This window comes from Mesorhizobium sp. M4B.F.Ca.ET.214.01.1.1 (assembly GCF_004791545.1).
GTDB lineage: Bacteria > Pseudomonadota > Alphaproteobacteria > Rhizobiales > Rhizobiaceae > Mesorhizobium > Mesorhizobium abyssinicae.
This window is the reverse complement of sequence record NZ_SRUX01000001.1, coordinates 356,262-371,066: the sequence shown is the minus strand read 5'-3', so window position 1 is coordinate 371,066 and position 14,805 is coordinate 356,262. Positions and strand designations below refer to the sequence as shown.

The 14,805-nt window shown below is 64.8% G+C and carries 11 protein-coding genes; 6 read left to right on the top strand and 5 right to left on the bottom strand.

Annotated features, from left to right (window positions below):
* Positions 1–56: 56 nt before the first annotated feature.
* A complete protein-coding gene (locus EN857_RS01720; RefSeq protein ID WP_127282468.1) occupies positions 57–1,649 on the top strand; it encodes a peptide chain release factor 3 in 1,593 nt (530 codons plus the stop codon).
* Between the two features lie 85 nt (positions 1,650–1,734).
* Here EN857_RS01720 and EN857_RS01715 read toward each other — a convergent pair whose 3' ends face one another.
* Complete coding sequence (locus EN857_RS01715) at positions 1,735–2,205, bottom strand: VOC family protein (protein ID WP_127282467.1); 471 nt, start codon at positions 2,203–2,205, stop codon at positions 1,735–1,737.
* 245 nt (positions 2,206–2,450) lie between these two features.
* Here EN857_RS01715 and ilvD point away from each other — a divergent pair, with 245 nt between their 5' ends.
* Positions 2,451–4,295, top strand: coding sequence for a dihydroxy-acid dehydratase (gene ilvD, locus EN857_RS01710; RefSeq protein WP_127282466.1), 1,845 nt, complete (start codon positions 2,451–2,453; stop codon positions 4,293–4,295).
* Between the two features lie 99 nt (positions 4,296–4,394).
* Here ilvD and EN857_RS01705 read toward each other — a convergent pair whose 3' ends face one another.
* Entirely contained in the window at positions 4,395–6,149 is a 1,755-nt protein-coding gene (locus tag EN857_RS01705) for an ABC transporter ATP-binding protein (protein WP_128346844.1), read from the bottom strand.
* Positions 6,150–6,332: 183 nt separating this feature from the next.
* Here EN857_RS01705 and EN857_RS01700 point away from each other — a divergent pair, with 183 nt between their 5' ends.
* Positions 6,333–7,613 carry an amidohydrolase family protein gene (locus EN857_RS01700; RefSeq protein ID WP_135857775.1) on the top strand — a complete coding sequence of 427 codons (1,281 nt, stop codon included), beginning with the start codon at positions 6,333–6,335 and terminating at the stop codon, positions 7,611–7,613.
* Between the two features lie 83 nt (positions 7,614–7,696).
* Positions 7,697–8,620 carry a DMT family transporter gene (locus EN857_RS01695; RefSeq protein WP_135857772.1) on the top strand — a complete coding sequence of 308 codons (924 nt, stop codon included), beginning with the start codon at positions 7,697–7,699 and terminating at the stop codon, positions 8,618–8,620.
* 18 nt (positions 8,621–8,638) lie between these two features.
* Here EN857_RS01695 and EN857_RS01690 read toward each other — a convergent pair whose 3' ends face one another.
* On the bottom strand, positions 8,639–9,541 hold the full coding sequence (locus EN857_RS01690; RefSeq protein WP_135857770.1) for a phosphotransferase family protein: 903 nt from the start codon (positions 9,539–9,541) through the stop codon (positions 8,639–8,641).
* Positions 9,542–9,651: 110 nt separating this feature from the next.
* Between EN857_RS01690 and EN857_RS01685 the strand changes: the two genes are divergently transcribed.
* Positions 9,652–10,284 (top strand): class I SAM-dependent methyltransferase, encoded by a 633-nt coding sequence (locus EN857_RS01685; protein WP_135857767.1) that lies wholly within the window; start codon positions 9,652–9,654, stop codon positions 10,282–10,284.
* A gap of 4 nt (positions 10,285–10,288) precedes the next feature.
* Here EN857_RS01685 and EN857_RS01680 read toward each other — a convergent pair whose 3' ends face one another.
* Both EN857_RS01680 and EN857_RS01675 read right to left on the bottom strand, forming a co-directional pair.
* Positions 10,289–12,730 carry an FAD-dependent oxidoreductase gene (locus EN857_RS01680; protein WP_135857765.1) on the bottom strand — a complete coding sequence of 814 codons (2,442 nt, stop codon included), beginning with the start codon at positions 12,728–12,730 and terminating at the stop codon, positions 10,289–10,291.
* Positions 12,727–13,614 carry a phosphotransferase family protein gene (locus EN857_RS01675; RefSeq protein WP_135857763.1) on the bottom strand — a complete coding sequence of 296 codons (888 nt, stop codon included), beginning with the start codon at positions 13,612–13,614 and terminating at the stop codon, positions 12,727–12,729. Before EN857_RS01675 ends, EN857_RS01680 begins: the two co-directional genes overlap by 4 nt.
* A 403-nt stretch (positions 13,615–14,017) precedes the next feature.
* Here EN857_RS01675 and EN857_RS01670 point away from each other — a divergent pair, with 403 nt between their 5' ends.
* On the top strand, positions 14,018–14,791 hold the full coding sequence (locus tag EN857_RS01670; RefSeq protein ID WP_127282458.1) for a DeoR/GlpR family DNA-binding transcription regulator: 774 nt from the start codon (positions 14,018–14,020) through the stop codon (positions 14,789–14,791).
* Positions 14,792–14,805 lie beyond the last annotated feature (14 nt).

The window sequence follows — 14,805 nt, the reverse complement described above, 5'->3', positions numbered from 1 at the left end:
TCGACAGGCCGGAAAAGCGCTGCTAGAAGCCCGCGCCACAGACAGGATTCCACGACTTGGCAGAAGACATCGAAAACGCGGTATCGCGCCGTCGCACCTTCGCGATCATCGCCCACCCCGACGCCGGCAAGACCACGCTCACCGAAAAGCTGCTTTTGTTCGGCGGCGCGATCCAGCTTGCCGGCGAGGTCAAGGCCAAGAAGGACCGCATCCAGACCCGGTCCGACTGGATGAAGATCGAGCGCGAGCGCGGCATTTCGGTCGTCACCTCGGTGATGACCTTCGAGTATGACGACAATGTCTTCAACCTGCTCGACACGCCCGGCCACGAGGATTTCGCCGACGACACCTATCGCACGCTCTCGGCGGTCGACTCGGCCGTCATGGTCATCGATGCCGCCAAGGGCATCGAACCGCGCACGCTGAAGCTGTTCGAGGTCTGCCGGCTGCGCGACATCCCGATCATCACCTTCGTCAACAAGATGGACCGCGAGAGCCGCGATCCCTTCGAGATCCTTGACGAGATCGAGCAGAAGCTGGCGCTGGACACCGCGCCTGTCACCTGGCCGATCGGCCGCGGCAAGACCTTTTCGGGCACCTACCATCTGGCGCTGAACGCCGTGCGCAAGAGCGATGACGAGAAGGAGCGCACGCCGGTCAACGGTCCCGATTCCAACCGCGTTGCCGGGCTGCTGCCCGACAATGAGCGGGAAGCCTTCATCGAGGAGCTGGAACTCGCGCGGGAAGCGTGCAGACCCCTTGATATCGACGCCTTCCGCGAGGGCCATCTGACGCCGGTCTATTTCGGCTCGGCGCTGCGCAATTTCGGCGTGCGCGACCTGATCGAGGCGCTCGGCGCCTTCGGGCCGCCGCCGCGCGCGCAGGAGGCCGACAGCCGCAAGGTCGAGGCGACCGAGGAGAAGATGACCTCCTTCGTCTTCAAGATCCAGGCCAACATGGACCCCAACCACCGCGACCGCATCGCCTTCGTGCGCGTCTGTTCCGGCAAGCTCGAGCGCGGCATGAAGGCCAAGCTGGTGCGCACCGGCAAGCCGATGAGCCTGTCGGCGCCGCAGTTCTTCTTCGCCCGCACCCGCGTCACCGCCGACGAGGCCTTCGCCGGCGACGTCGTCGGCATCCCCAACCACGGCACGCTGCGCATCGGCGACACGCTGACCGAGGGCGAGGAGATCTTGTTCCGCGGTGTGCCGAACTTCGCTCCGGAAATCCTGCGCCGCGTCCGCCTCGGCGATGCCATGAAGGCCAAGAAGCTGAAGGAAGCCCTGCACCAGATGGCCGAGGAAGGCGTCGTGCAGCTGTTCTCGCCCGAGGACGGCTCGCCTGCCATCGTCGGTGTCGTCGGCGCCCTGCAGCTCGACGTGCTCAAGGAACGGCTGAACATCGAGTACACGCTGCCGGTCGATTTCGAAATGTCGCGCTTTTCCGTCTGCCGCTGGATCTCGGCCGACGACAGGGCCGAGGTGCAGCGCTTCATCGAAGCGCATCGCGGCGACATCGCCCGCGATCTCGACAACGATCCTGTGTTCCTCGCCCAGCACGCCTTTTCGCTCAACTACGAAGCCGAGCGCTGGAAGGCGATCCGCTTCGCCGCGGTGAAGGACTACCAGGTCCGCGACAAGGCGGCGTAGTTACTCATTTTTCCTTCTCCCCGTTCACGGGGGAGAAGGTGCCCGAAGGGCGGTTGAGGGGCGGCGCCGGCGTTTGAGATTTCACTCAGCCTCGCGCCGCTTCCTCGATCTTGGCGATGTCGATCTTGCTCATCTCCATCATCGCCGACATCACGCGGCCGGCCTTGGCCCGGTCCGGGTCCAGAAGCAGCCGCGGCAACTGCTCCGGCACGACCTGCCAGGACACTCCGAACTTGTCCTTGAGCCAGCTGCATTGCGACGGTTCGCCTCCGCCTTCGATGAGCCTGTCCCAGAAATAGTCCACCTCTTCCTGCGTCTTGCAGTCGATCGACTGTGACATCGCCTCGTTGAACTTGAATTGCGGTCCGCCGTTGAGCGCCTGGAACTGCACGCCGTCGAGTTCGAACGTGGTCACCAGCGCCTTGCCTTCATCGGCGTGGCCTTCGGGCCAACGCATCACGCTCAGCACCTTCGAATTCTTGAAGATGGACACGTAGAAATTCATCGCCTCTTCGGCCTGATCGTCGAACCACAGGCAGGTGGTGATCTTTTGCATCTCTTGCTCCTCGGGTTGCTTCTTACGATGAAACGGCTGACTCCGGGAATGGTGCCATTCCGTGCCGTCTGTCCAAGGACGGCCGCGCGGCGCGCGATCCGACAATGGCATCGAATTTTCCTGGAAAATCTGGCGCGCCGCAAAATTGTGGCCAGACCAGGCTTCGGCGTCTATAACGCCTGCGACCTGAATTCAGCGCCGCCGCGCTCCGCATCGAGCGTGGCCAGCCAGCTAAGGAAAATTGCATGCCCGCCTATCGTTCCCGCACCACCACCCACGGCCGCAACATGGCCGGCGCCCGCGGCCTGTGGCGTGCCACCGGCATGAAGGATTCGGATTTCGGCAAGCCGATCATCGCGGTGGTCAACTCCTTCACCCAGTTCGTGCCCGGCCATGTCCATTTGAAGGATCTCGGCCAGCTGGTGGCGCGCGAGATCGAGAAGGCGGGCGGCGTCGCCAAGGAATTCAACACCATCGCCGTCGATGACGGCATCGCCATGGGCCATGACGGCATGCTCTATTCGCTGCCGTCGCGCGAGCTGATCGCCGACTCCGTCGAATACATGGTCAACGCCCATTGCGCCGACGCCATGGTCTGCATCTCCAATTGCGACAAGATCACCCCCGGCATGCTGATGGCCTCGCTGCGCCTCAACATCCCGACCGTCTTCGTCTCCGGCGGACCGATGGAGGCCGGCAAGGTGGTGCTGGCCGGCAAGACGCAGGCGCTCGACCTCGTCGACGCCATGGTCGCAGCCGCCGACGACAAGATCTCCGACGAGGACGTCAAGGTCATCGAGCGCTCGGCCTGCCCGACCTGCGGCTCGTGCTCGGGCATGTTCACCGCCAATTCGATGAACTGCCTGACCGAGGCGCTCGGCCTGTCGCTGCCCGGCAATGGCTCGACGCTTGCCACCCATGCCGACCGCAAGCGCCTGTTCGTCGAGGCCGGCCATCTCGTCGTCGACCTCGCCCAGCGCTACTACGAGCAGGAGGACGAAAGCGCCCTGCCGCGCAGCATCGCCTCCAAGGGCGCCTTCGAGAACGCCATGGCGCTCGACATCGCCATGGGCGGCTCGACCAACACGGTTCTGCATATCCTGGCCGCCGCCCACGAGGGCGAGGTCGACTTCACCATGGAAGACATCGACCGGCTGTCGCGCAAGGTGCCGGTGCTTTGCAAGGTGGCGCCGGCCAAGTCCGACGTGCACATGGAGGACGTCCACCGCGCCGGCGGCATCATGGCCATCCTCGGCCAGTTGGACAATGCCGGGCTGATCAACCGTGACCTGCCAACGGTGCACACGGCGACGCTTGGCGAGGCGCTAGACCATTGGGACATTTCTCGCACCTCCAGCCAGAATGTGCGCGACTTCTTCCTCGCCGCCCCCGGCGGCGTGCCGACGCAGGTCGCCTTCAGCCAGGACCGCCGCTGGGACGACCTCGACACGAACCGTGAAACGGGCGTCATCCGCTCGGCCCAGACGCCGTTCTCCAAGGATGGCGGCCTTGCCGTGCTGAAAGGCAACCTGGCGCTCGACGGCTGCATCGTGAAGACCGCCGGCGTCGACGAGTCGATCCTGAAGTTCACCGGTCCGGCCAGGGTGTTCGAAAGCCAGGACGCTTCGGTCAAGGCGATCCTCGGCAATGAGATCAAGGCCGGCGATGTCGTCGTCATCCGCTATGAGGGTCCGCGCGGCGGCCCCGGCATGCAGGAGATGCTCTATCCGACCAGCTATCTGAAGTCGAAAGGCCTCGGCAAGGCCTGCGCGCTGATCACCGACGGCCGCTTCTCCGGCGGCACGTCGGGTCTGTCGATCGGCCATGTCTCACCGGAAGCCGCCGAAGGCGGGCTGATCGGCCTGGTCCGGGAAGGCGACACGATCGAGATCGATATCCCCAACCGCAAGATCCATCTGGCGGTCAGCGAGGCCGAGCTCGATTCCCGCCGCTCGGCCATGGCGGTCAAGGGCGCGGATGCCTGGAAGCCGGAGGAAAAGCGCAAGCGCAAGGTCACGACCGCGCTGCGCGCCTACGCCGCCTTCGCCACCAGCGCCGACAAGGGTGCGGTGCGGAAAGTGCCGGAGTAGGGTTAAGCTGCGACCCCTACCTCCCCCTTGTGGGGAGGTCGGACCGAAGGTCCGGGTGGGGGGCGGCGCCGACCCCTTCCCACAAGGGGGAGGGTAAGCTCACGGCATCAGCTGATATTCATAAAGCTTCTGATACAGCCCGCCCTGCTTGAGCAGGGTCTTGTGCGGGCCGCTTTCCTGCACCTTGCCGTTCTCCAGCACCACGATCGTGTCGGCCTGATGCACGGTCGACAGCCGGTGCGCGATGACGATGGTTGTGCGCCCGACCGTGAGCTGCTGCAGCGCGTCGCGGAACAGCGCTTCCGACTCGGCATCGAGCGCGCTGGTCGCCTCGTCGAGCAGCAGGATTTCGGCATTGCGCAGCATGGCGCGCGCGATCGAGATGCGCTGGCGCTGGCCGCCGGACAGTAGCGAGCCGTTCTCACCGACCTCTGTCTCGTAGCCCTTGGCCATGGCGCTGATGAAGTCATGGGCGTTGGCGGCCTTGGCGGCGGCGATCACCTCCGCTTCGGTCGCATCCTGACGGCCGAGGCGGATGTTGTGCATGACGGTGCCGGCGAACAGGAACGTGTCCTGGCTGACATAGGCGATCTTCTGCCTGAGCGAGGCGAGCGTGGCATGCGAGATATCCTGGCCGTCGAACGCCACCTTGCCGCTCTGCGGGTCGTACATGCGCATGATCAGATTGAGGATCGTCGACTTGCCGCCGCCCGACGGCCCGACCAGCGCCGTCATCTTGCCGGGCGCCAGGGTGAGGTTCAAGTCTTTGAAGACCGGCGCGCTCTCGGGATAGGCGAAAGTTACGTCTTCGAACCTAATCTCGCCGGGCCCCGGTCGCAGCGGTGTGGCGTCCGGCTTTTCGGCAAGTGTCAGCGGCCGATCGGCGAGTTGGAACATCATGCGCACGCCGACGATGCCGGTCTCAAGCGAAATGCGCACGCGTGCCAGACGCTTGGCCGGCTCATAGGCCAGCAGCAATGCCCCGATGAAGGCCATGATGTTGCCCGGCATCTGACCGCCCTGCAAAACCAGGAAACCGCTCACAAAGATCGCACCGGCGATCGCCAGCCCGGCAAGCGTTTCCATCACCGGACTGGTGGCGGCTTCCAGTGTGGCGATGTTGTTGGCGCGGTTCTCGACGTCGGAAACCGCCTTGTACATGCGCTTGCGCATCGCTCCTTCGAGGTTGAAGGATTTGACGACACGCACCCCGATCGCCGTTTCCTGCATCACATGCACGATCTGGCCGAGCGAGCGAAATTCCATCGACGCAATCTTGCGGATGCGCTTCAGGATGCGGTTGACGCCGTAGATCGCGACCGGCCCGACGACGAAGCAGATCAGGGACAATGCCGGTTGCTTCCAGACCATGACGGCCACCAAGGCGATCAAGGTCACCAGATCCCGCACATAGGATGTGACGACGAGGTCGAGGACGCTGCGTGCGGCCTGCGCGTTGTTGGTCATGCGCGTGATCAGGTCGGATGACGACGTCGAATGGTAGAACTCGATGCCTTGCGCCAGGATCCGGTCATAGATCTTGCGCTGGCGGTCGGCGATGATGGCGTTGCCGACCCGGCTCATGAAATAGGCCTGGACGAAGTTGGCGATGCCCTTGGCGATGAAGATTGCGGCGACCGCAAAGGCTATCCAGTTAACGCGTTCGACTCTCTTGTAGATCACGAATTCATTGGTGATTACGCTGAGGATCCAGGCGCTGGCGGCGGTCGTGGCGGCCACCACCAGCATTGAAACTATGGCGGCGCCATAGCCGAACTTGTGTTGGTGAAAGGATTCCCTCACCAACCTCGCGATGAGGCTCTGGTTTTCCGACGAACGGAAGAAACGAAACAAACGGCTGATCCCGTGCCTGGCTGGAGTCTCTGAGCGAATTTCGGATTCGCCACGAGGGCGAGAGGCGGCTTATAGAGCGAGTTGCCGCCGGATGGAACCTTTCGCACTTGCGGAACGAAACGGCTGCGGCAGACCCTCTTTTGCGCCAGGATGGCGCTGATTCTACCAAGGGGATGACGGAAGATGGATTTCGACCTGATCGTGTGCGGCGGCACGCTGCCGGACGGAAGGGTTGCCGACATCGGCATCGCCGGCGAGACGATCGCCGCGATCGAGCCCGAACTGACCGCCGCCGCGGGCACGGTGATCGACGCGCGTGGCAATCTGGTCTCGCCGCCTTTCGTCGATCCGCATTTCCATATGGACGCCACGCTCTCCTACGGCATTCCGCGCATCAATGCCTCCGGCACGCTGCTCGAAGGCATCGCGCTGTGGGGCGAACTGAAGCCGCTGCTGACGCATGAGGCGGTGCGCGAGCGGGCGCTCGCCTATTGCGACTGGGCGGTGTCGATGGGGCTGCTTGCCATCCGCACCCATGTCGATGTCTGCGACGACCGGCTGCTGGCGGTCGAGGCGCTGCTCGAGGTCAAGAAGACCGTCGCGCCCTATATCGACCTGCAGCTCGTCGCCTTCCCGCAGGACGGGCTCTACCGCTCGCCGACGGCGCGTCAAAACACCGTCCGCGCCCTCGATCTCGGCGTCGACATTGTCGGCGGCATCCCGCATTTCGAGCGCACCATGGCCGACGGCACGCGCTCGGTAACCGAGCTCTGCGAAATCGCCGCCAAACGCGGCCTCATGGTCGACCTGCACTGCGACGAGACCGACGATCCGCTGTCGCGCCACATCGAGCAGCTTGCCTATGAGACCGAGCGGCTCGGCCTGCAGGGCAGGGTGGCCGGCTCGCACCTCACCTCCATGCATTCGATGGACAATTACTACGTCTCCAAGCTGTTGCCGCTGATCGCCGAGGCCGGCGTGTCGGCGATCCCCAATCCGCTGATCAACATCATGCTGCAGGGCCGCCACGACACGTTCCCCAAGCGACGCGGCCTGACTCGGGTGAAGGAGATGCTGGCGCTTGGCATCCGTGTCGGCTGGGGCCAGGATTGCGTGCTCGACCCCTGGTATTCGCTGGGCACCGCCGACATGCTCGACGTCGCGTTCATGGGCCTGCATGTCGCCCAGATGTCGAGCCCGGCCGACATGGCGCGCTGTTTCGACATGGTCACCAACGTCAACGCCGCCATCATGGGCCTCGATCACCTCGGGCTGGCCGTCGGCAAGCGCGCCAGCCTCGTCGTCCTCGATGCCGGCAATCCGATCGAGGCGGTGCGCCTGCGCGCTGAACGGCTCTGCGTCATCGCCCGGGGCAAGGTGGTGGCGGAGCGGACAAAGCAGGAAACGCGCCTGTCGATCGCGGGCAGGCCGCAAAATGTCAACCGAAGGCATAAATCGAGCTAGAACCAGCCGATTTTCGTCGCTGGTCTTACGGATTGCCGGGATTTTGCTCGTCAAATCCCCGGCTTGAAGCTAGGACGCCCGCCATGGCTCAGTCTTTCGCCCGTGGCTTTACGATCAAGAACATGCTTCTCGCCGGCATCCTCCTGATGCTGGCCGGCGATTTCATGTTCGCGTTGAACGACGCGATGGGCAAATGGCTGGTCGCCTCCTTCTCGGTCGGTCAGGTGGTGCTGATCCGCTCGATCGGCGCCTTCATCGTGCTCGGTCCGATGATCGCCAACCAGGGCACGGGCAAGCTGTTCAGTCTCGACCGGCCGATGCTGCAGGTCCTGCGCGTCGCGGCGACCACGCTCGATACCGGGTTCTTCTACGCCGCGGTCGTCTATTTGCCGCTCGCCGACGTGATGAGCTTCTACATGGCCGGCCCGATCTATGTCGCGGCGCTGTCGCACCTGCTGCTCGGCGAGAAGGTCGGCTGGCGGCGATGGCTGGCGATCCTGGTAGGCTTCTGCGGCGTGCTCATCATCCTGAAGCCGTCCTCTGCCGCCTTCTCAATGTCTTCGGGCTTTGCGCTGGTCGGCAGCATCGCTTTCGGCTTCGCCATCATCCTTGGCCGTCGTCTGCGCGGCACCAGCGACACTACGCTCGTCACCTGGCAGACCATCGGCACGCTGATTGTCGGTGGGGTCTTGACCATCGGGGCCTGGCGCACACCGTCCGCGCTCGATTTCGGCGCCATGCTGTTGCTCGGCGTCGTCTCCTGCGCCGCCCATCTGATGATCACCAGGGCGCTGAAGCTGGCTCCGGCCTCGACGCTGGCGCCTCTGCACTACAGCTTGCTTCTGTGGGCGATCGTCTTTGGTCTGGCCTTCTTCGGCGACGTGCCGAGCCTTCGCATCCTGGTCGGCTCGGCGATCGTCGTGCTCGCCGGCATCTTCATCTTCCATCGCCAGAAGGTGGTGGAGACGGTGGTTCCCCCGGAGAACGTGCCGAAGGGCGTGAACTAGGGCTCGCAGTTCGGGCGGCTAACCCTTGCGTATCGCCGCAAGGTGGAGCGAGAACTCCGCCGTCTCCATCAACGCCTTGCAGCGGACGAAACGGCCGTCGGCATAGGCGCGGAAATCATCGACCGGATTGTTGTTGGCGAGCTGGATCAGCCCCCACAGCGTCCACAGAAGGTCGCACATCGCCTTGTAGATGACGACGCGGCCGCGCTCGGCGGGCTTCGGCGCGCGGCCGAAATAGGCGAGCATCAATTCCTCGTCCTGCGCGGCGTCGAACTTGCCTTCGACGGAGAGATCGCCGAGGTCCCAGAGCGGATCGTTCATGCCCGAATATTCCCAGTCGACGATCCACATCCTGTCACCGGTATCGAGAAAATTCTCGCACAGCGGATCGCAGTGGCAGGCGACAATTGGAATGGGGTGGGCGGCAAGCGCCGCGCGCACGCTGTCGGCCTCGCGCACCACGTCGTGATAGCCGGCGGGCAGCGCCACATCCTTGGTCGACAGCACCTTGAGATAGTCGTCGATCATCGCAAACAGCTCGAAGCGGAAGGGAAACACCGCGCCGGATGAATGCAGCTTGCGGAAGGCCTCGCCGGCGCGCGCCGGGCTGCCCGCCCTCGTCTTGAACTTCTCCGGCGACATCGTCTCGGCGCCGGCGACGTAGTGGCTCACCAGCACGCCCGTCCCGGCGTCGGCATGCAGCACCTCGGGGCTGACCCCGGCCTTGGCCGCCTCGCGCGCCGCCACCGCCTCATTGGCGCGGTTGATATACTCCTCTGTGCCCTTGCCGGGGATGCGCAGGCAAAGATCGCCGGCCCTGTAGACGAGATTGGTCAGGCCGCCGAGCCGTTCCAGCGGTCCCTGGTAGCCCGCCAGCACCGGAATCGCGGCCAATGCCGCGCGTGCCTCATCCGTCATTATGCCCCCGTGTTTACCTTCTCACCTTGTTTATGGAGGAACGGTTCCACAATTTTCGCCATTTGGCTATCATCCGATCAAAGTCGACTCGATCAGGCGGCGGCAACAGAAAGATGGCAGACAGCAAGCATCTTGGACCGCTCACCGCGGCCTACGCGGCGAAGCGGCCGGAAGAGGTGGCAGCGCTTTACGACCGCTGGTCCGAGACCTACGACGCCGACATGTCGGCGGCCGGTTACCGCCATCCGACGATCTGTCTGGCGCTGATCGCCCGCCATCTGCCGCGCGGCGCCGCGCCGCTGCTGGATGCCGGCGCAGGCACCGGCCTGATCGGCGAATGGCTTGCCATCACCGGCTACCCCGAGGTCGAGGCGCTGGATATTTCGCAAGGCATGCTGGACAAGGCTGCCGCCAAAGGCGTCTACACGGCGCTTCACTGCCTGGCGATGGGTGGGCCATTGCCCTTCGCGGACAATGCCTATGCCGGCATCGTCTCGGCAGGCGTCTTCACTTCAGGCCATGTCGGCGCCGAGGGTCTGGACGAGTTGATCCGCATCTGCCGGCCGGGCGGGGTGATCGTGCTGACGGTCAAGAACACGCTGTGGGAGGCCGGCTTTGCTAAGCGCGTCACCGCGCTCGAGGCAGGGCGCACGGTCGTCCGCGTCGAAGAGACCGCGCCCTATGTGTCGATGCCCGGCGAGGCGGACACCGTGCCCAGCCGCGGCCTGGTCCTGCGCGTGATCTGAGGCCCTAGGCTTTGATTTTTTCCCCGGCCGGATCGTACATCGGCTCGAGATGGATCTTTGCCGGCGTCCGCTCCATCGCCACCACCAGCTCATAGTCGCCGGAAGCGAGAAAATCGTCGCCGACGCCGGCCGCGTTGCGCACATAGCCGTAGCCGATGTTCTTGCCCAGCGTGTAGCCATAGCCGCCGCTGGTGAGGTAGCCGACCGGCTCGCCATTGCGCAGGATGGTCTCGCGTCCGACCAGCACGATCGCGGGGTCGTCGACAGTAAAGCCGGCAAAGCGTTTCTTCAGCGCCTCGCCGGCGGCGTCCTCTAGTGCCCTTCGGCCGACGAAGTCGGTGTTCTTGCGAAGCTTCACCGCCCAGCCGAGGCCAGCCTCCTGCGGCGTGTCGTTGGGCGTGATGTCGGAACCCCAGGCGCGGTAGCCTTTCTCCAGCCGCAGCGATTCCAGCGCCCGGTAGCCGATCGGGCGGATGCCGTGCGCCTCGCCCGCCGCCATCAGCGCGTCGAACACCTCGCCGGTCGCCGCGATCGGCACATGCAGTTCCCAGCCGAGCTCGCCGACATAGGTGACGCGCAGCGCCTTCACCGTATGGCCGGCGATCTGGATCTCGCCCGCGTGGCCGAACGGGAAGGCGGTGTTGGAGACATCCGCGTCCGTCACTGCCGACAGCACGTCGCGGGCGCGCGGCCCCATCAGCGTCAGCGTGCCGAAATCCTCCGTGACATCCTTGAGCGCCACGTCGAGCCCCTTGCCGACATGGTCCTCGATCCACGACAAATCATGCGTGCGGAAGCCGGTGCCGGTGACGATGTAGAACCTATCCTCGCCGAGCCGCGACACGGTCAGGTCAGCCTCGATGCCGCCGCGCGTGTTGAGAAGCTGCGTATAGGTCAGCCGGCCGACCGGCTTGGCGACGTCGTTGGAGCAGATCCAGTCGAGCGCTTTCAAGGCATCCGCGCCGGTCATCTCGTATTTGGCGAAGGACGACTGGTCGAAGATGCCGACCTTCTCGCGCACATGCCGATGTTCCTCGCCGACTGCCTGGAACCAGTTCTGCCGGCCCATCGAATAGACGTCCTCCGGCTCGACGCCGTCGGGCGCGAACCAGTTCGGCCGCTCCCAGCCGAGCTTCGAGCCGAACACGGCGCGATGCTCTCTCAGTCGTTCATAGAGCGGCGACACGATGCGCGGCCGGCCGGAGAGATATTCCTCATGCGGGAAGCCGATCGTGTAGTGCTTGCCATAGGCCTCCAGCGTGCGGTCGCAGACCCATTGCCGGTCGCGATGCAGGTTGGAAAAGCGCCTGATGTCGACCACCCAGAGGTCGAGCGGCGCCTCGCCGTCGACCACCCATTGCGCCAGCACCCAGCCGGCGCCGCCGCCAGACGCGATGCCGAAGGCGTTGAAGCCGGCGCCGACGAACATGTTGGCGCATTCGGGTGCCACGCCGAGGATGAAATTGCCGTCCGGCGTAAAACTTTCCGGCCCGTTGATCATCTGCTTGACGCCGGCATGGGCCAGCGCCGGCACGCGCTCGATCGCCTGCGCCATATGCTGCTCGAAATGATCGTAGTCGTCGTCGAACAGCCGGAATTCCCAGTCGTTGGGAACGTCGCCCGTCGTCCAGGCTTGCGGGTTCGGCTCATAGCCGCCCATCACCAGCCCGCCGACCTCTTCCTTGAAATAGGTGCGGCGGTCGGGGTCGCGGATCGTCGGCGCGTCGGTCGCCAGCCCGTCGATCTTCTCGGTGATGATGTACTGGTGCTTGACCGGCTGCAGCGGCACGTTGATGCCGGCCATCGCGCCGACCTGGCGGGCCCATTGCCCGGCGCAGTTCACTACCTTGTCGCAGGCGATGTCGCCCTTGTCGGTCTTCACCGCGGTGATGCGGCCGTCCTTCATCGCGAAGCCGGTGACGCGCACCTCCTCGAACAGTTTGGCGCCATGCATGCGCGCGCCCTTGGCCAGCGACTGGGTGATGTCGGAAGGGCTCGCCTGGCCGTCGGTCGGCAGCCAGGAGGCGCCGACGAGGTCGCCGGTCTCCATCAGCGGCCACATCTTTTTCACCTCGTCCGGCGATAGCAATTGCATATCCATGCCGAAGCTTTTCGCCGTCGTCGCCAGCCGCCTGAACTCGGTCCAGCGGTCGGCATTGGTGGCCAGCCTGAGGCACCCGGTCATCTTCCAGCCGGTGGCGAGTCCGGTCTCGGCCTCCAGCCCCTTGTAGAGCTCGACAGAGTATTTCAGCACGCGCGTGATCGAGGCCGACGAACGCAGCTGGCCGACCAGCCCGGCCGCGTGCCAGGTCGAGCCCGAGGTCAGCTTGCCCTGCTCCAGGAGCACGACATCGGCCTTGTGGTCGCGCGCCAGATGATAGGCCGTCGAGCAGCCGATGATGCCGCCGCCGATGACGACGATCCCGGCATGGCTGGGCAAAGTCATGGGCTCAGCCTTCCGTATTTGGTCTGGTAGTGGTCCAGCGCCGCGTCGAGCCGCGTCAGGTTCTCCTCGGTGTAGGCGACGTAGTCGATGCCGGGCGCGTCGAGATAGAGTTCGGAGACCATGCTCCACATCGCCTCGCGCAGCAGCGAGGCGCATTGCATCGCGGCATGCGAGCGCCGGATGGCATCGTCCGGCTCCTTCATGAAATAGGCGGTGAGCAGGGCGAAGGATTCCTCGTCGCTCAGGCCGGCGTTGGAGGCCGACCCGGCAAGGTCGAACATCGCCGTGTTGAAGCCCGCATATTCGAAGTCGATCAGCCACAGCCTGTTGCCGTCGTCGAGAATATTGGCCGGCAAAAGATCGTTGTGGCCGAAGACGATCGGCAGCAGTTTTTGCGCGCGTTCCAGTTCATCGGCGAGCGTCAGGTAGCGGGGCAATTCGTCCCGCTTGCGGCTGTCGCCTTCATCCAGCGTGCGCGCATAGTCGCGGATGACGTGGAACACCCAGAACATGAAACCGGCGCCGGAGACGTGATTGGGCATTTCGCGGTGGAAGCCGCGCATCAGGGCGGCGACGCGGCCGATGTTGGCGCGCACGTCCTCGGCGGTATAGGTCCTGGCGCCGAGAAACTGCGTCACCATGATGCCCGGCTCGGCATAGCGGACGGCCGGCGCGAAGCCCGCGGCATGCGCCGCGCGCGAGGTCATCACCTCGCGCTCGCGAAAGACGTGGTGGAACGGAAAATCCTGGCCGAAGCGCACCACATGCCGTCCGGCCGCGTCCTGGACCAGGTAGTTGGCGTTGCTCAGGCCGCCCGGCAGCGGCTCAATCTCGATCGTGCCGGTCCAGCAGGGCAGGGCGCGGATGCGGTCTTCGACGGTCACGGTCTATCCCTGGTTAGGCTGAGCTTCGACAAAGCGCCACGGACAGGGCGGCGACGGCGGAGGGGAGTGGGAAAATCTCGTCGGTGCGGGACGCCAGGACCGGTATCCCGCACCGCACCGACGAGCCCCTTGGCCAGGTTTGTGATCCCGGCATCCGCCCCCGCGGATCTGAAAATGCCTTGCACCAGGCCCGTTCCGGGTGATCTGGTCCGTGAATTGCGGCTCTGCCATCACCCTCCCGTGGCGCTTTCGAGCCTGTCACCTTTCTTCGATCTCACGCCAGTGTTGGTCGGCTGTCAATCAAAAGCCGTGACTTTTTTTGGGTGTTTTGCCCGAAAGTATAAGCACTTCCTTTAAAAACGGCAGGATTGCCTTAGAATCGGTCAAAATCCTGGAAGCCCGTATGATCCATTCGAAACGGCATGGCGAGATTTTGCGGCTCCTCAACGAGGAGGGCACCATCACCATCGCCAGCCTGGCCGACCGGCTGGGAGTCTCGCTGGAGACCGTGCGCCGCGACGTCAAGCCACTCACCAATGACGGCTCGATCCTGAAGATGCACGGCGCCGTCAGTCTGCCGGCAATGGCGGGCGAAGCGCCGTTCGAGCGGCGCATGCGCGAGAATGCCGACGCCAAGCGCGCCATTGCCCGCATGGTCGCCGCCACCATACGCGATGGCGAGTCGGTCATGCTCGATACCGGCACGACCACTTCGTTCCTTGCCCGCGAGCTGCTCGGCCACCGGCGGCTCACCGTCGTCACCAATTCGTCGGACATCGCCCGCACGCTGGCCACCGTCAACGGCAACAAGGTCTACATGGCCGGCGGCGAGTTGCGCAGCGATTCCGGCGCCGCCTTCGGCGTCTCGGCCATCGACTTCGTCAGCCGCTTCTCCGTCAGCCACGCGGTGATCTCCATCGGCGCGGTCGACGCCGTCGCCGGCCTGATGGACTACGATCTGGAAGAGGCGGAGTTCGCCCGCATGGTGCTGTCGCGCGGCCAGCGCTCTGTGGTGGTCACCGATCAAAGCAAGTTCGGCCGCCAGGGTCTGGTCCGGGTCTGCGGCTTCGACGGCTTTTCCGAACTCGCCACCGACCTGCCACCGCCGCGCGACATCGCCGCGGCGCTCGCCGCGGCCGGCGGGCGGATCAGCATAGCCGGTGGCGACGGCAGCTAAGACCGGGACAGCGA